This is a genomic window from Metabacillus crassostreae, from assembly GCF_016908395.1.
Classification (GTDB): Bacteria; Bacillota; Bacilli; order Bacillales; family Bacillaceae; genus Metabacillus; species Metabacillus crassostreae.
In genome coordinates this window covers 254,705-271,341 of record NZ_JAFBDU010000003.1, presented here as the reverse complement: position 1 = coordinate 271,341, position 16,637 = coordinate 254,705, and the positions used below count along the sequence as shown (strand labels likewise).

Here is a 16,637-nt window from a genome sequence, read left to right as displayed (position 1 = left end):
CCTTAGGCGCTTGTCGTCAAGAGTATGGTGTGAGGGCGGGTTAAATGCCCATTTTTATTAAAATAATTACGCATATATCTTGGAAACGAGATTTATTCGTAATTATTTTAGTATAAAAGGAGCCTAAAGAAATGAAGGAATTTGATCAATTTCCAAAAGCAATGAAGAAACTCGTGCGATACATAAAACAAGATGCTTCAATAGAACAGCTTGAGTTATTTAAAAGGGAACTAGATTTTGCCATACAAAAAAGAACAATGTTATTAAAGAAAACATCGCAAAATTAAATGAAAGGAGTGAGATGCTTTGTCCTATCATAGTCGAATCTGGTTATTAATCGGATTAGATTCAATCATTGTATTATCAACTATTTACTTTAGTCAGGCTTTAATAAACCCCAACATGCAAACACTAACTCTTCCTGTTTTTATCAGCTCAATTGCACTATTACTAAGTCATCATCTTTTTTCTTTTACTTATAAGCTTTATAAAAAAGCATGGGAATATGCAAGTGTAGGGGAACTTATTAGTATTTTTAAAGTTATTACTCTTACGATTATCGTTACAGCTATTGTACAGCAAGTTGTTCTACGTCAAATAGATTTTCGCATCCTGGCCATTACTTGGATGATCCATTTGCTGTTTATTGGAGGCTCACGATTTGTTTGGAGGGTATATCGTGATACATATTTAAGAAACACAATAAATCAAAAACGAACACTTATTATCGGTGCCGGTTCTGCCGGAACAATGGTGGCAAGACAATTACTCCAAAATCATGATGCAGAGTTACAACCAGTTGCATTTATTGATGATAATACGAAGAAACAAAAATTAGATATATTAGGAATTCCTGTAGCTGGTGGTGTAGATCAGATTGAGAAAATTACGAAAGAATTCAATATAGCAAACATAGTCATTGCTATACCTTCACTTAATAAAAAGCAATTGAACCATATATTCAAAGAGTGTGCAAAAACAAATGCGAAAACACAAATGATTCCTATGCTTGAAGATCTTATGACAGGTAAAGTTTCTGTAAATCAATTTCGAGATGTTCAAGTGGAAGATCTTCTTGGTCGAGAAACAATAGAGCTAGATATTACTAGTATAAGTGAATATGTAACAAATAAAGTAATTCTAGTAACTGGTGCAGGGGGATCAATTGGATCTGAAATTTGCAGACAAATTTCTAGCTTCAAGCCAAAAGCACTAATTTTATTAGGACACGGAGAGAACAGCATCTACACCATTGAATTGGAGTTAAAAGATCTATTCAAAACATCTGGGATCGATTTCATTACTGAAATTGCGGATTTACAAGATTATGACAAATTGTCGAATGTTATAAAAGAATACCAACCACATGTTGTTTATCATGCTGCTGCTCATAAACATGTACCTTTAATGGAACGTAGTCCAGAGGAAGCAGTAAAAAACAATATGATAGGAACAAGAAATATTGCTCAAGCGTCAAGTATTCATGGAGTTGAAACCTTCGTCATGATCTCAACAGACAAAGCCGTTAACCCAACGAGCGTAATGGGATCGACGAAAAGATTAGCAGAGATGATCATTCAGCATTTCGATCAAATTAGTCCTACAAGATTTGTAGCTGTACGATTCGGTAATGTTCTTGGTAGTAGAGGAAGTGTTATTCCTCTTTTCAAAAAACAAATACAAAGTGGTGGACCTGTAACAGTTACTCACCCTGATATGGTTCGTTATTTTATGACAATTCCTGAAGCATCTAGACTAGTGATTCAAGCTGGAGCTCTTGCTAAGGGCGGGGAAATTTTCGTCTTAGATATGGGAGAACCTGTAAAAATTGTCGATCTAGCAATAAACCTAATAAAATTATCAGGAAATAATCTAGATGAAATCGGAATTGAATACACAGGTATGAGACCAGGTGAAAAGCTTTTTGAAGAACTACTAGGCAGTGAAGAAGTTCACGAAGAGCAAATTTATCCTAAAATCTACATTGGTAAAACATCTGAGTTATATATTGAAGAAATAGATTTCATTATTAAAAATTTTAAATCACTTGATCGTGATCATTTACGAAAATCATTACTAGATTTAGCAAATGCAAGAGTTGTCTATAATAAAAAATTAGTCTCAGTTTAATAGAGGAGAGTGTCACCGTGAAGGTCAGAAAAGCGATTATCCCAGCTGCAGGATTAGGAACGAGATTTTTGCCAGCAACAAAAGCAATGCCAAAGGAAATGCTCCCAATCGTTGATAAGCCAACGATTCAATACATTGTTGAGGAAGCGGTAGAATCCGGGATTGAAGATATTATTATTGTGACTGGTAAAGGAAAACGTGCGATTGAGGATCATTTTGATCATTCGTTTGAGTTAGAACATACATTAGCTGAAAAAGGAAAAATTGAGCTTTTAAATGAAGTTCAAAAAGCATCAAAGTTAGTTGATATTCATTATATTCGTCAAAAGGAACCACGTGGTCTTGGTCATGCGATCTGGTGTGCAAGAAAGTTCATTGGGAATGAGCCTTTTGCCGTTTTGTTAGGTGATGATATCGTTAGAGCTGAGAAGCCATGTTTAAAGCAAATGATTGATCAGTATGAACGTTACAATGCTTCAATCATTGGTGTTCAACATGTAAAAGACGAAGAAGTATCACGATACGGAATTGTAGATGCTGTTGAAGTAGGGGAACGATTTTATAATGTTCAAAATTTGATTGAAAAGCCACAATTGAAAGACGCTCCTTCAAACCTTGCTATAATGGGCCGTTATATTTTAAGTCCAAAAATCTTTGAAATGTTAGCAGAGCAAAAGCCAGGTGCTGGTGGAGAAATCCAACTTACAGATGCTATTGCAACACTAAACAATTATGAAGCAATCTATGCATATAATTTTGAAGGCAAACGCTATGATGTTGGAGAAAAAATGGGCTTTATTCAAACAACGATTGAGCTTGCACTGCAGCGCGACGACTTAAGATATGAGCTACTAAACTTTTTAAATAAAGTTATAGAAAAAGAAGTAACAGAGATTTAACACCTAGTCATTACTAGGTGTTTTTTCTTTTGAAAAAAGGATGATACATTGTGGCAAATAAAGTATTATTTTGTGCAACTGTTGACTATCACTTTAAGGCATTTCATCTTCCTATTTTAAAATGGTTTAAGGAAAAAGGCTGGGAGGTTCATGTTGCAGCTAGTGGAGATATGGAAATCCAATATGTTGATAAGAAGTTTAATATTCCGATTCAGAGGTCACCTTTCAATTATAAAAATCTAGCAGCTTATGAGGAATTAAAGTTAATTATTAACGAGAATGACTATCAAATCATACATTGTCACACTCCGATGGGTGGAGTTATTACTAGGCTAGCAGCAAAGCAAACACGAAAAAATGGCACAAAAGTGCTTTATACAGCACATGGTTTTCATTTTTGTAAGGGAGCCCCGTTGATGAACTGGCTGCTTTATTATCCGATTGAGAAGATGCTTGCGAGATATACAGATTGCTTAATCACAATTAATGAGGAAGATTACCATCGTGCTATCACCCATCGATTCATGTCTAAGGAAGTTGAACATGTAAACGGTGTTGGGGTGGATACTGAAAGGTTTAAGCCGATAAACGAAGTAGATAAACTCAAACGAAGAGTAAAATTTGGTTACAATAAAGATGATTTTTTGCTCTTTTACGCTGCGGAATTTAACAAAAATAAGAATCAGCAGTTGTTAATAAGAACACTAGCAAAAATAAAGGAAACTGTCCCTCATGCAAAGTTGCTTTTAGCAGGTGAAGGTGTTCTACAGAAGTCTTGTAGAAAGTTAGCTACAGAACTTGGTGTTGAAAATATGGTTGATTTTTTAGGATACCGGACTGATATAGTCGACATTCTTCCAATGTGTGATATCGCAGTTGCTTCAAGTTTACGAGAAGGCTTGCCTGTTAATATTATGGAAGCAATGGCGTGTGGATTGCCTGTGATCGCTACGAAGAATCGGGGACATAATGAGTTGATTGTGGATCAATATAATGGTTGGACTATCGATCCTGTAAAAACATATGATATGGCTGATAAAATAATACTTCTAGCAAATGAGAATCTTCTTCTCACAAATTTAGGTAAGAATGGTCGAGACAGAATTGAAGAGATATATAGTTTGAAAATAATAGTAATTGAAAAAAGTCATCTATATGAGAGATTTATGGAAGAAATGGAGGGGAAAAGATGGATGGCCCAATAAGAGTATTGCATGTTGTCGTTAATATGAATCGTGGTGGAGCCGAAACCCTCATCATGAATTTATATCGCAACATTGATCGTTCGAAAATACAATTCGACTTTTTAACATGTAAAGAAGGAGTATTTGATCAGGAGATCTTAGAATTGGGCGGAAAGCTCCACACAATCCCTTACATTACGGATAGAGGACATTTTCATTACATTAAGAATTTAAACCAATTTTTCAATGCAAATAAACATTACCAAATTGTCCATTCACACATGGATAAAATGAGTGGTTTTGTTCTTGAGGCTGCTAAGAAAGCTGGGATTCAGGTTCGTATAGCTCATAGTCATAATACACAGAGTGAAGGAGGTTTTGCTGCAAAGCTTTATAAAGAATATGCAGGCATCAATATAGGGAAATCAGCAACTCACTATTTAGCATGTTCAAATTCAGCAGCAAAATGGCTATTTAAAAATAAAGCAAATTCCTCCAAGTTGTTGAAAAACGGGATTGATACTGAGAAATTTACATTTTCAAAGAAAATAAGAGATAAAATTCGTAATGAGCTTGGAGTAGAAGACAGATTAGTTTTAGGAAATGTTGGACGCTTCAATCACCAAAAGAATCATTCATTTTTAATTGATGTTTTTAGTGAACTAAATATCATTGAACCTAAAGCATGTTTAGTTTTAGTTGGGGATGGTGCTTTACGATCTGACATAGAAGAAAAAGTGAAAAGATTAGGTTTGGAAGAGAAAGTAAAGTTTCTTGGGGTTCGTAGTGATATCAATAGCTTATTACAAGCTTTTGATTTATTCGTTTTTCCATCCTTTCATGAAGGGTTACCTGTAACTTTGATAGAAGCACAGGGTGCAGGATTACCATGTTTAATTTCTGAGAACATTACGAAAGAAGTAGATATGGGGATTAATCTTGTGAAATTTTTACCGATAAATAGGAAAAATGTATGGGTAGAAGAAATAGTTGAGGTTTTAAGTAAAAAGGAAAGTCGCAATATTCCGCATGAAGCACTATCTCAAAAAGGATATGATATTAAAAATACTGCCAATTTTATTCATGATTTTTACATGGAAAATGCGAGGTGAAAGTGTTGAAGAAGTTGACTGTATTCACTCCCACCTTTAATAGAGCGTATTGTTTGCATGTTTGTTATGAAAGTTTAAAGTCTCAGACGAACAAAAAATTTATATGGTTAATAATCGATGATGGATCTACTGATAATACGGAAGAATTAGTTGAAACGTGGAAAAGGGAAGACGATATTGAAATTCGTTATATAAAGCAAGATAACCAGGGAATGCACGGTGCTCACAATACCGCATATGAGAATATTGATACAGAATTAAATGTATGTATTGATTCTGATGATTGTATGCCGATTGATGCAGTTGAAAAAATTCTTGATTTTTGGGAGAAACATGGTAGTGATCAAGTTAGTGGGATGATTGGTCTTGATTCATTTAAAAATGGAGAAATTATAGGCACAAAAATGCCAGCATCTATAAAAGAATCTACTTTATTTGATCTTTATAATAAACATGATGTAAAGGGAGATAAGAAGCTTGTTTATAGATCTGAGTTAACAAAAAAATATTCATACCCCATATTTGAAAATGAAAAGTATGTAGGGCTAGCATATAAATACCATAAGTTAGATGAAGAATTCCCTTTGCTTCTTTTGAATGAAATTCTTTGTGTTGTTGAGTATTTACCAGATGGATCTTCATTGAATATGTTAAAACAATATAGAGTTAACCCAAAAGGTTTTGCTTTCTACCGTAAAGAGTTAATGAAGTTACCATTTGCTGATATGAAATTCAAATATAGGCAAGCAATTCACTATGTCTCTAGTAGTCTTATTTCAAAGAATAAAAATTTTATTAAAGAATCTCCTTCTAGACTGTTAACGTTCTTGGCAACGCCTTTAGGACTTATATTGTATTTCTTGATCATGTCTAGAACAAAAACGAGGTTGAATTAGTTATATCGAAAGGGTAATTAAATGACTGTACTTTGGTACTTACTTCTCATCGTGTTTATTGTGGCTTTCATATCAAGGTATGTTCCAGCAAGTGGTGCTACTCATGATTACATATTAATTAGACCTAATAAGTTAATGATATTTCTTGTTGTATCATGTTTAGTACTAGTTTCTGGTTTAAGAAACACAATTGGAGATACCTATTTCTATATGCATGCATTTGAAACAACTAACTTCACTTGGGAATATGCACTAGGAAATAAAGATCCAGGTTTTAGTGTTTTGCAGATGTATTTAAAGAATATATCGAACGATCCACAAATTCTCTTATTTATAACAGCCTTTGTTACAAATATATTAATAGTCATTACATTATATAAATATTCTAAAATGATTGAATTAAGCCTGTATGTATTCATAACATCTGGAATGTTTATTGTTTCGATGAATGGTGTACGGCAATTTCTAGCAGCTTCTATTATATTTTGGGCAACTAAGTATTTGTTAAATGGGAAATTCAAACAATATTTTTTAGTAGTTCTTTTCGCCTCTACGTTTCATGAGAGTGCTCTAATCCTATTACCTATATATTTTATTGTTCGTAGAGAAGCTTGGACGAAAACTACATTTTTGTTATTAACTCTCGCTATATTAATTGTTTTAGGATTTGATCAATTTTCTAAACTACTGTTTTCTGTACTCGAAAATTCCCAATACGGAGATTATAGTGATTTTGCCGAGGGTGGAGCAAATAAGATAAGGGTACTTGTTGATGCCGTACCTATTGTAATCGCATATTTAGGAAGGCATAAATTAAGAGAGCTTTGGCCTAAAAGTGACATCATCGTAAATATTTCAATTATAGGATTATTATTTACAATTATTGCAACACAAAATTGGATATTTGCAAGATTTAATATTTATTTTAGTCTATACAACTTAATTTTAATTTCTTGGATCATATATCTTTTTAAAGAGAATAGTAGGAAGTTTGTTTACTATGGTTTATTAGTTTGTTATTTTTTGTATTTTTATTATGAACAAGTTATATCGTTAAATTTGTATTATCGAAGTGAATATATAAATTTTTAAGAGGGTAGAAAATGAAATCTGATGAGAAGTTAACTGAGCAACATTTACAGGAAATTTTAGTGAATGTTTATAATAAAGGACAAGAAACAGAAAATATCAGTGTTTTGGAATTAATAGAAGATATTAAACAACAGTTTTTGTCATACACAACGAAGTGAGAGAGGGGAAAAAATGAAACGAATTTTTGATTTTGGTGTTTCTGTCAGTATACTTATCTTACTTTCCCCACTAATGGTTGTAGTAGCGTTTATGATACGAATGAAACTAGGCTCACCAATCTTTTTCAAACAACTACGACCTGGCTTACATGGTAAGCCTTTTTATTTTTATAAATTTCGTACAATGACAGATGAAAAGAATGAAAATGGTGAGTTGTTGCCTGATGAATTTAGGTTAACTCCTTTTGGTAAGTTTTTAAGAAGAACTAGTTTAGACGAATTCCCACAGTTAATAAATGTGATCAAGGGAGATATTAGTTTAGTAGGTCCGAGGCCTTTATTAATGGACTATCTGTCACTTTACACAGCCGAACAGGCAAAGCGGCATAAAGTTAGGCCTGGAATAACTGGGTGGGCACAAATAAATGGTCGCAATAGTATTTCTTGGGAAGAAAAATTTAAGTTAGATGTGTGGTATGTAACAAATAGGACATTTATATTAGACATAAAAATTCTCTATTTAACTATATATAAGGTTATTAAATCACAAGATATAAATCAACCAGGAAATGTGACTGTCGAGAAGTTTAAAGGTTCAAACATAAGAGAGGGCCAACGATGAATATTGTCATTATAGGAACTGGTGGTCATAGTAAAGTAGTGAAAGATATTATTTTATCAGATAAGAATATACATATTGCTGGTTATTTAGATGATAAATTTGAAGATTATTGGATTGAAGACGAACTATTTTATGCTCCAATATCAGCATATCAATTTCTAATGGATAAATTTGATGAAACCAAATTTATCATAGCAATTGGACATAATCAAAGTAGGAAAAAGATTGTTAATAAAATGAAACTTGAAGAGCATCATTATATGACTTTTATCCATCCTTCAGCAGTTATAAGTCCTAGTGCTAGGATTGGAAAAGGAACAGTTGTTATGGCAAATACTGTAGTAAATGCAGATGCTGTTATTGGCAATCACGTTATTGTTAATACAGGTTCAATTGTGGAACATGACAATAGAATAAATGATTTTGCTCATGTATCTCCAAATGCAACGCTAGCAGGTTCTGTTTCATTAGGGGAGGGGGCACATATAGGAACAGGTGCGAATCTTATTCCGAATGTAAAGGTAGGAGATTGGTCGACGATCGGAGCAGGTGCAACTGTCATAAACTCAATTCCATCCAATACAACTGCGGTTGGTATTCCAGCCAAATCAAAAATAAAGGAGGAGGTGTAATATGCTGCAAAAAAGCGATCAAAAAAGAATATTTCTTTCTGCTCCGCACATGAGTGGAAATGAAATGAACTATATTCATGATGCATTTGAAACAAATTGGATTGCTCCGTTAGGACCAAATGTTGATGCATTTGAAAAAGAAATAGCCCATTATGTAGGAGTCAGTGAAGCTGTTGCCGTAAGTTCTGGTACTGCAGCAATTCATCTGGCTCTTTCTTTATTAGATGTAAAAAAGGGAGACAAAGTATTTTGTTCTACTTTAACTTTTGTTGCGAGTGCTAATCCAATTCTTTACCAGGGAGCAGAGCCAGTTTTCATCGATTCAGAGCCTGAAACGTGGAATATGTCTCCTCAAGCTCTTGAGAAAGCTTTAAAAGAAGCATGTATGAATGGAAATCTTCCTAAAGCAGTAATTGTTGTTAATTTATACGGACAAAGTGCCAAAATGGATGAAATCGTTACAATATGTAATCAATATAACGTACCAATAATTGAGGACGCGGCCGAATCTCTCGGATCTACTTATAAAGGGAAAGCTAGTGGATCATTTGGAAAGTTTGGTATTTTTTCATTTAATGGAAACAAAATTATTACAACCTCTAGTGGAGGAATGCTAGTATCGAATGATGTTGAAGCATTAAAGAAAGCAAGGTTTTTAGCAACTCAAGCGAAGGATCATGCACTCCACTATCAACATAGTACTATTGGTTTTAATTATCGAATGAGCAATATCCTTGCTGGTATTGGTAGAGCACAATTAGAGGTATTGGATGAAAGGGTTCAGGCAAGAAGGCTACTATTTGATCGTTACAAGCAAGAGTTATGTTCTATTCCAGGGCTTCATTTCATGCCGCAATTACAACATACAATATCAAATCGTTGGCTCACTGCATTAACAATTGATGAGGGAGTTATAGGCACTTCCGTACCCTCTATTTTAAAGGCTTTATCTGAAGAAAAGATTGAAGCACGTCCTGTTTGGAAACCACTGCACATGCAACCATTATTTGAAGGTGTTAACTACTATTCTCATTGTGAAAATATGAGTGTGTCAGAAAATTTGTTCAGTACAGGGCTATGCCTTCCTTCAGGTTCGAATATGACGGAAGAAGATCAAATGAGAGTCATAAAATGTGTAAAGGAATTATTAAAAATGAGAGTTTCACTTTGATCTCTTTTATATAATGAACATGGTTGAAGGGAAGGTTTATAAAAAAATGAATGAAAAGACGAATAAAATCCCTAAAATTATACATTATTGTTGGTTCGGTGGAAAAGAAAAACCTGATATTGTGAAAAAATGTATAGCGAGCTGGGAAATTCAATTATCTGGTTACGAAATAAGGGAATGGAATGAAAATAATTTTGATATAAATAGCAATAGATATGTAAAAGAAGCTTATGAATTTGGCAAATTTGCTTTTGTAAGTGATTATGCAAGAGTATATGCTCTCTATCATTTTGGTGGAATATACCTAGATACTGATGTAGAGGTGTTTAAATCATTTGACGATTTATTACATCACGAGTCATTTTGGGGATATGAACAAGAAAACTATATAGCAACTAGTACGATTGGTTCAAGAAAGAGAAATAAATTAATTCAATTATTTTTAGATTCATATAACCAAAAGTGTTTTGTCAACAAAGATGGTAGTTTCAATGATTTAACTAATGTGGCTATTGTTTCTGAGATATTAAAAAGCAGAGGCTTAAAAATGAATGGACAATATCAAGAACTAGGAGACATAGGGACTTTTTATCCCCAAACATACTTCTCACCATATGATTATATTAACTGCAGGAAGTTTATAACTGAAAATACGTATGCCATGCATCACTTCTATAAAAGCTGGTTACCACCAAAAGCTAGATTTAAAAGTAATGTAAAATCAGTAGTAGCTAAGGTAATAGGTGGAGATAATATGGCTAAGATCAGAAAAATTGTTTCAAATGTTTAGGAGAAAATATGAAAAAAATATTGATATCTTCTTTTGATATGGAAGTTGGCGGGGTAGAAAGAAGTCTTATTAGCATGCTTAACAACTTTGATTACGAAAATTATGCTGTTGATTTAATGTTATACAAACATCAAGGTGATTTTCTAGATTTAGTTTCTAATAAAGTAAATTTATTAAACGAAATTCCACAATACTCAACATATAGGAAATCAATAGGAGAAATCTTAAAAGAAAAGCAGTATGGAATAGGCGTATCACGTATATTTTCTAAGGTAAATGCAGATCTTTTAGGAAAAATAAAAAGAATGGAAGAGTCAGGCTATTATCAAATGCAGCTAATGTGGTTGTATGCTTTACCCTTTCTTCCAAAAGTAGCGAAACATTACGATGTTGCGATTAGCTATTTATGGCCACATTATTTTGTTGCTGAGAAGGTTAACGCAAAGAAAAAAATTGCGTGGATTCATACCGATTTTTCAACTGTTGAGACAAACATTCAAATGGATTTAAAATTGTGGAGGAAGTTTGACTATATAATAGCTGTTTCTGAGGCTTGTAAAATGGCATTCTTGAAAAAATACGGTGAATTAGAAGATAAGGTTATTGTAATCGAAAATATAACATCTCCAGAGTTTATTAGGGAGATGGCTAATGAAAAAGTTGATCATCCAATGATGAAGGATAATAGGTTTAAAATAGTAACAGTTGCTAGACTTTCACATGCCAAAGGGATAGATAATGCAGTAAGGGCTCTAAAGATATTGAAAGAAAAAGGTTTTCATGATCTTGCTTGGTATGTAGTGGGATATGGTGGGGATGATTCTATCATCAAAGACATGATTAAAGAAGCTAAACTAGAAGATAGGTTCTTTCTATTAGGGAAGCAAATTAATCCTTATCCGTTTATAAAAGAGGCTGATCTTTATGTTCAACCATCAAGGTATGAAGGAAAGGCTGTAACGGTGGGGGAAGCTCAAATTCTTTCTAAGCCAGTAATGATTACTAATTATACAACCGCACATAGCCAAGTTAAAGATGGGCATGATGGATGTATTACGGAGTTATCTGTTGAGGGACTAGCGACAGGTATTGAAAGATTGTATAAGAATTCAGAAGAAAGAAAAATATTGATTAACAACTGTAATAATACAAATTTCTGTAATAGTAATGAGTTAGATAAATTATATCAAATTGTTAATTAACAATGGAGGTAAGCATGGTACCGAAAGTAAGCGTCATAGTACCAGTTTATAATTGTGAGAATTATATCTCAACATGTATAGAAAGCATACTAAATCAAACATATTTAGAAATTGAGATTATTATTGTCAATGACGGTTCAATTGATAAAAGTGAACAAATTATTATGGAGTATAAAGAAAGAGATAATCGTATAATCTATTTATATCAGGAAAATAATGGGCCTTCTGTAGCTAGGAACAAAGGTATTTCATCATCAACAGGTGAATATTTAGTTTTTATAGATTCAGATGATACTGTTGATAAACAGTATATTGAATTGTTATTAAAAGAAACGATAAGATTAGATGCTGATTTAGTCTGTTGTGGTTATAAAGATTACTCTAAATATGGGATAAAGAATCATACGGATTTTAATATTAATGAAAATGTTTCACTACACACGTTTATGGAAATGGTATGTAAGGGAACAGGTGGAGTTCTTTGGGGTAAGATTTTTAAAAGAGAAGTAATTTTAAAGAATAACTTAAAAATGGATAAAAATATATTTATGTCTGAGGACTTAGTTTTTGTTCTCCAATATGTATCTCGTTGCAAGGTAATTGTTGCAATTCAAGAGTATTTATATAATTACAACAGACTGAATCAAGGAAGCATTAGTTCAAACATATCAATAAATTATATACATAATAATATAATGGTTTGTGAATATCTTGAAGAAATATTTCATTTGGCTAAATTAGATGAAAAAATAAGTAAAAAAATAATTGTAAAACGAATTCAAGATTTTGTATTAAGTATCGTAGAGTATCAAAGTAAAAATGTGAAAAAAATAGGAAATAAAAAAGTTGACCAAAATGTTAAGGAAATGCTTTCTATACCTTATATTATGAAATATAAAAGTGAATTTAGGAGTACTAGTATTTACTATAAACCTTTTTTATTTTTTATAAAAAACAAATTCTATAAAACTTGTATTATATATATTTATTATTTGAACCTTCTAAAGACTCTAAAAAGAAAATTAACATTAAGAAAGCAAGTGAGTTTATGAAAAAAAAGCTACTTTTCGTAATTGATTCACTAACGATTGGCGGAGCAGAAAAAAGTTTAATTTCATTATTAAATTTGATTGATTCCTCTATATACGAAATAGACTTATTGTTAATTAAAAGAGGTGGAGATCTAGAAAAATATGTTCCGTCGTATATAAATATTTTACCAGTACCTAGATACTTTAGTTCAATAGAAAACAAATTTACTTTTGAGAACCTGTACTATAGAATCAAGACTTCTTTGAATTTAAGAGTAAATAATTATAAAAAAAACGTTTTACATAGTGAGCAGGTTGTATTTAAAAGTATAAGTAGGATTATTTCCCCATTAAATAAAATGTATGATGTTGCAATAGCGTATAGTCAGGGAATGCCTACATATTTAGTAGCAAATAAGGTTAAAGCATCAAAAAAACTAGCATGGATTAATACTGATTATGCCAATACTTTGTATGATAAAGAACTTGATTATAAGTCATACAGTAAAATAGACAAAATTATTGCGGTTTCTGAACATACAAAAAGTTCTGTGTCCCAACTTAGAGAAGAATATAAGAATAAAGTTGATCTGGTTTTAGATATAGTTGATCCTAAAATGATTGATAAGATGTCACGTGAAGAAGATGCTAAGGAATTTGATAATTCATTAGTTATTATTTTAACCGTTGGAAGGTTAGTAACAGCAAAAGGCTACGAAAAGGCTATTGAGGTAGCAAAATTACTCAAGCATGAGGGATATACATTTAAATGGTTTAGTATTGGAGAAGGACCTGAAAGAAAAAAGCTTCAAAAATTGATAGAGGACTATGAATTACAGGACTACTTTATTTTTCTGGGAAAAAAAGTTAACCCATATATTTATATGAGAAATTGTGATATCTATGTACAAACATCAATAAAGGAAGGATTCGGTCTTACAGTAAGTGAAGCAAAAATTCTAAAAAGGCCGATTGTATGTACAAGTTTTCCTACAGCAAAGGAAATTATCCAAAACGAAGTAGACGGTTTAATTGTTGATCATGATATAGAGAGCATATATAACGGTGTTAAAAAGTATCTGGATGAAAAAAGCTTTAAAGAGAAGGTTATGAAAAAACTAGATTCAACAGAACCTTATAGTTCCGTTAATCAGATAAGTAATTTTTACAATTTAATTGAAAATTGAAAATTGAAAATTAAAGAGTGGTGATAGAGATGAAGAAAGTTTTTGTAGATATTTATTTACAATTTAATTTAGGTGATGATTTATTTTTAGATATCCTTGCAAAGAAATTCCCAAATAATGAGTTTACAATTAATCATTTAGGAAGTAATTATGATCAATTTATTTCTCCATATAATAATGTTAAAAGAAGGAAATATTCATTAATAAATAAAATAGGACAGCGACTTAAAATCACTGATTCAATAACTAACTATAATACAGTTGCTAAAGAGCATGATGCGTTATTATTTATAGGTGGTTCTATTTTTAGAGAAGAAGATTATCATCAAACACTGTATGAAGATCGGATGAAAATGGTTAAGGAATTTAAGTCTAGAGGGAAATCAGTATTTGTTCTTGGAGCGAATTTTGGACCTTATAAGTCAGAAGCCTTTCTCAATGATTATAAAGAGTTCTTTAAACTTTGTGATGATGTTTGTTTTAGAGATTTATATTCATATAATCTATTTGGCGATTTATCACAAGTAAGATATGCGCCAGATATTGTATTTCAAATGGACATAAATGATTATAAAAATGCTCCAGATAAAAAAAGGGTTGGATTTTCAATAATAGATGTTAGACATAAACAAGATTTATCAAATTTCCACAATGATTATATTAATAGTACAGTAAAGTCGATTGAAACTTTAATAAGTAAGGGGTATGAATGCTGTTTAATGTCTTTTTGTGATCAAGAGGGTGATTTACAGGTAATCAATGAAATCAAGTCTAAACTTCCTTCTGAAGCGATAAACAAAGTATTTGTATACGAATATAAAGGGGAATTAAAAGAAGCTATAAATCTTATAGCTTCTTTTAATTTATTTATAGCAGCTAGATTTCATGCAAATATATTGGCCTTATTACTTGGAATCGGAGTAATGCCGGTCATCTATAGCAAAAAAACCACTAATATGATTGAGGATATTGGTCTTACAGAAGTTTTAGTGAACATGGATGAACTTTATCTGCAATATGATGAAAATACGCTTATTAGATCATTTAATAATAAAATTAACTTAGAAATGGTATCAAATGATGCAAAAAATCAGTTTTCAAAACTTAGTGTTTTTCTAAATCAAAATAATATTAGAGGGATTATATGAAAAAGAAAATCATATTTATGGTTATTAATATGAATGTGGGTGGAACTGAAAAGGCTTTGCTTAACATGATTGCAGAGATGCCAAAAGAAAATTATGAAATTACAATATTAATGTTGGAGAAATATGGGGATTATCTAAGTTCTATTCCATCGGAAGTTAAGATTGAATTTTTAAATAATTATAATAATTTGAAAGATATACTTAATAAACCTCCACATAAAACTGCTTTTCGTTTTTTTAAGATTAGGAAATTTGTGAAATCTTTCAATATACTTAATTCTTACTTAATATCAAAGCATTATAAAGACAGAGGCATTTTCTTTAAGTATATTTTGAAAGATTACCCTGTAATAGAAAAAGAATACGATGTAGCTGTAGCTTATGCTGGACCAATGGATTTCATAAGCTATTTTATTATAAATAAAATTAAAGCAAAGAAGAAAATACAATGGATCCATTTTGATGTTACAAAAATAGGGTTCGATAAACATTTTGCATTAAAAAACTACAAAAAATTTGATAAGATCTTTGCTGTTTCAAATGAGTCTAGGGAAAAGTTAATTAGTTTAGTCCCTGAATTTAATAAAAGAGCTCAAGTATTTTCAAATATTGTTCCAACAGAACTAATTAGAAGAGAAGCGGAAAATGGGGAAGGTTTTAATGATAACTATTGCGGCCTAAGATTACTGACTGTAGGTAGGCTAACCTCTGAGAAAGGTCAAGATATTGCAATTAGAGTGTTAGCAAGATTAATTAATGAAGGCTTTAAAGTAAAGTGGTATTGTGTCGGAGAGGGTAGTTCTAGGGGGGAATATGAAAAATTAATTGAAAATTATGGTCTTAGAGATAAATTCATATTGTTAGGTAAAACTCAGAATCCCTATCCATTTATTCAACAGTGTAATATATATGTTCAACCATCAAGACATGAAGGCTATTGCATAACTCTAGCTGAGGCTAGGTGTTTAGTTAGACCTATTGTAACCACTGATTTTGCTGGTGCAAGAGAACAAATAAAGAATGGAGAGACCGGATTGATAGTTGGTGTAGATGAAGATGAAATATACCAAGGAATTAAATCTTTATTAATTAATAAAGATTTAAGAAAAAAGTTTAAAAACAATTTAGAAAATCTGCAAATTGACAATAGAAGAGAGATAATAAAATTATCTAGTCTTGTATAAAAAAGATTTTCTAAAAATTTGTTGAATATGAATTAAGAAAAAGATTGTAATTGTTACTAGAAAGATGAACATTGGGTATTATCATGTTTGCTGAATATAATATTCTTGCTGCAGAAAGATTTAAATCTTTGGCTGAGAAATTCGAGAGTTATCTAGATGAATTTTACGGAATACGTATACTAACTGTTGGAAGGTTAAC

The 16,637-nt window shown here is 31.7% G+C and carries 17 protein-coding genes; all 17 read left to right on the top strand.

The window, feature by feature from the left end; genetic code table 11:
• Positions 1-131 precede the first annotated feature (131 nt).
• The 17 genes from JOC75_RS12960 to JOC75_RS12880 are packed head-to-tail and all read left to right on the top strand — an operon-like array spanning position 132 to position 16,438.
• On the top strand, positions 132-287 hold the full coding sequence (locus JOC75_RS12960; RefSeq protein ID WP_204954468.1) for a hypothetical protein: 156 nt from the start codon (positions 132-134) through the stop codon (positions 285-287).
• Positions 288-306: 19 nt separating this feature from the next.
• Positions 307-2,130, top strand: a complete 1,824-nt coding sequence (locus JOC75_RS12955) for a polysaccharide biosynthesis protein (RefSeq protein ID WP_204954467.1) — start codon at positions 307-309, stop codon at positions 2,128-2,130.
• Positions 2,131-2,147: 17 nt separating this feature from the next.
• Positions 2,148-3,029, top strand: a complete 882-nt coding sequence (gene galU / locus JOC75_RS12950) for a UTP--glucose-1-phosphate uridylyltransferase GalU (protein WP_204954466.1) — start codon at positions 2,148-2,150, stop codon at positions 3,027-3,029.
• 47 nt (positions 3,030-3,076) lie between these two features.
• The gene (locus JOC75_RS12945; protein ID WP_204954581.1) at positions 3,077-4,234 is read left to right on the top strand and encodes a glycosyltransferase; all 1,158 of its coding nucleotides are present in this window, start codon (positions 3,077-3,079) and stop codon (positions 4,232-4,234) included.
• Positions 4,219-5,325, top strand: coding sequence for a glycosyltransferase family 1 protein (locus tag JOC75_RS12940; RefSeq protein ID WP_204954465.1), 1,107 nt, complete (start codon positions 4,219-4,221; stop codon positions 5,323-5,325). The genes JOC75_RS12945 and JOC75_RS12940 overlap by 16 nt, the downstream gene beginning before the upstream one ends.
• 5 nt (positions 5,326-5,330) lie before the next feature.
• Positions 5,331-6,221, top strand: coding sequence for a glycosyltransferase family 2 protein (locus JOC75_RS12935; protein ID WP_204954464.1), 891 nt, complete (start codon positions 5,331-5,333; stop codon positions 6,219-6,221).
• A 21-nt stretch (positions 6,222-6,242) separates the two neighbouring features.
• Positions 6,243-7,313: an EpsG family protein gene (locus JOC75_RS12930; RefSeq protein ID WP_204954463.1), complete on the top strand. Its 1,071-nt coding sequence runs from the start codon at positions 6,243-6,245 to the stop codon at positions 7,311-7,313.
• A gap of 11 nt (positions 7,314-7,324) precedes the next feature.
• The gene (locus JOC75_RS12925; RefSeq protein WP_204954462.1) at positions 7,325-7,471 is read left to right on the top strand and encodes a YwzD family small protein; all 147 of its coding nucleotides are present in this window, start codon (positions 7,325-7,327) and stop codon (positions 7,469-7,471) included.
• 13 nt (positions 7,472-7,484) lie between these two features.
• Positions 7,485-8,093 carry a sugar transferase gene (locus JOC75_RS12920; protein ID WP_204954461.1) on the top strand — a complete coding sequence of 203 codons (609 nt, stop codon included), beginning with the start codon at positions 7,485-7,487 and terminating at the stop codon, positions 8,091-8,093.
• Positions 8,090-8,725 (top strand): acetyltransferase, encoded by a 636-nt coding sequence (locus JOC75_RS12915; RefSeq protein ID WP_204954460.1) that lies wholly within the window; start codon positions 8,090-8,092, stop codon positions 8,723-8,725. The genes JOC75_RS12920 and JOC75_RS12915 overlap by 4 nt, the downstream gene beginning before the upstream one ends.
• A 1-nt stretch (position 8,726) precedes the next feature.
• Entirely contained in the window at positions 8,727-9,896 is a 1,170-nt protein-coding gene (locus tag JOC75_RS12910) for a DegT/DnrJ/EryC1/StrS family aminotransferase (protein WP_204954459.1), read from the top strand.
• Positions 9,897-9,942: 46 nt separating this feature from the next.
• On the top strand, positions 9,943-10,686 hold the full coding sequence (locus JOC75_RS12905) for a glycosyltransferase family 32 protein (RefSeq protein ID WP_204954458.1): 744 nt from the start codon (positions 9,943-9,945) through the stop codon (positions 10,684-10,686).
• An 8-nt stretch (positions 10,687-10,694) separates the two neighbouring features.
• Positions 10,695-11,888 (top strand): glycosyltransferase, encoded by a 1,194-nt coding sequence (locus tag JOC75_RS12900; protein ID WP_204954457.1) that lies wholly within the window; start codon positions 10,695-10,697, stop codon positions 11,886-11,888.
• 14 nt (positions 11,889-11,902) lie between these two features.
• Positions 11,903-12,940 carry a glycosyltransferase family 2 protein gene (locus JOC75_RS12895; RefSeq protein ID WP_204954456.1) on the top strand — a complete coding sequence of 346 codons (1,038 nt, stop codon included), beginning with the start codon at positions 11,903-11,905 and terminating at the stop codon, positions 12,938-12,940.
• On the top strand, positions 12,937-14,106 hold the full coding sequence (locus JOC75_RS12890) for a glycosyltransferase (RefSeq protein ID WP_204954455.1): 1,170 nt from the start codon (positions 12,937-12,939) through the stop codon (positions 14,104-14,106). The genes JOC75_RS12895 and JOC75_RS12890 overlap by 4 nt, the downstream gene beginning before the upstream one ends.
• Positions 14,107-14,135: 29 nt before the next feature.
• Positions 14,136-15,254, top strand: a complete 1,119-nt coding sequence (locus tag JOC75_RS12885; protein ID WP_204954454.1) for a polysaccharide pyruvyl transferase family protein — start codon at positions 14,136-14,138, stop codon at positions 15,252-15,254.
• Complete coding sequence (locus tag JOC75_RS12880; protein ID WP_204954453.1) at positions 15,251-16,438, top strand: glycosyltransferase; 1,188 nt, start codon at positions 15,251-15,253, stop codon at positions 16,436-16,438. Before JOC75_RS12885 ends, JOC75_RS12880 begins: the two co-directional genes overlap by 4 nt.
• Positions 16,439-16,637: the final 199 nt, after the last annotated feature.

Coding starts and splice junctions, on each gene's coding strand:
- JOC75_RS12960 (WP_204954468.1), top strand. CDS start 132: ATGAAGGAATTTGATCAATTTCCAAAAGCAATGAAGAAACTCGTGCGA.
- JOC75_RS12940 (WP_204954465.1), top strand. CDS start 4,219: ATGGATGGCCCAATAAGAGTATTGCATGTTGTCGTTAATATGAATCGT.
- JOC75_RS12930 (WP_204954463.1), top strand. CDS start 6,243: ATGACTGTACTTTGGTACTTACTTCTCATCGTGTTTATTGTGGCTTTC.
- JOC75_RS12925 (WP_204954462.1), top strand. CDS start 7,325: ATGAAATCTGATGAGAAGTTAACTGAGCAACATTTACAGGAAATTTTA.
- JOC75_RS12920 (WP_204954461.1), top strand. CDS start 7,485: ATGAAACGAATTTTTGATTTTGGTGTTTCTGTCAGTATACTTATCTTA.
- JOC75_RS12915 (WP_204954460.1), top strand. CDS start 8,090: ATGAATATTGTCATTATAGGAACTGGTGGTCATAGTAAAGTAGTGAAA.
- JOC75_RS12910 (WP_204954459.1), top strand. CDS start 8,727: ATGCTGCAAAAAAGCGATCAAAAAAGAATATTTCTTTCTGCTCCGCAC.
- JOC75_RS12905 (WP_204954458.1), top strand. CDS start 9,943: ATGAATGAAAAGACGAATAAAATCCCTAAAATTATACATTATTGTTGG.
- JOC75_RS12900 (WP_204954457.1), top strand. CDS start 10,695: ATGAAAAAAATATTGATATCTTCTTTTGATATGGAAGTTGGCGGGGTA.
- JOC75_RS12895 (WP_204954456.1), top strand. CDS start 11,903: ATGGTACCGAAAGTAAGCGTCATAGTACCAGTTTATAATTGTGAGAAT.
- JOC75_RS12890 (WP_204954455.1), top strand. CDS start 12,937: ATGAAAAAAAAGCTACTTTTCGTAATTGATTCACTAACGATTGGCGGA.
- JOC75_RS12885 (WP_204954454.1), top strand. CDS start 14,136: ATGAAGAAAGTTTTTGTAGATATTTATTTACAATTTAATTTAGGTGAT.
- JOC75_RS12880 (WP_204954453.1), top strand. CDS start 15,251: ATGAAAAAGAAAATCATATTTATGGTTATTAATATGAATGTGGGTGGA.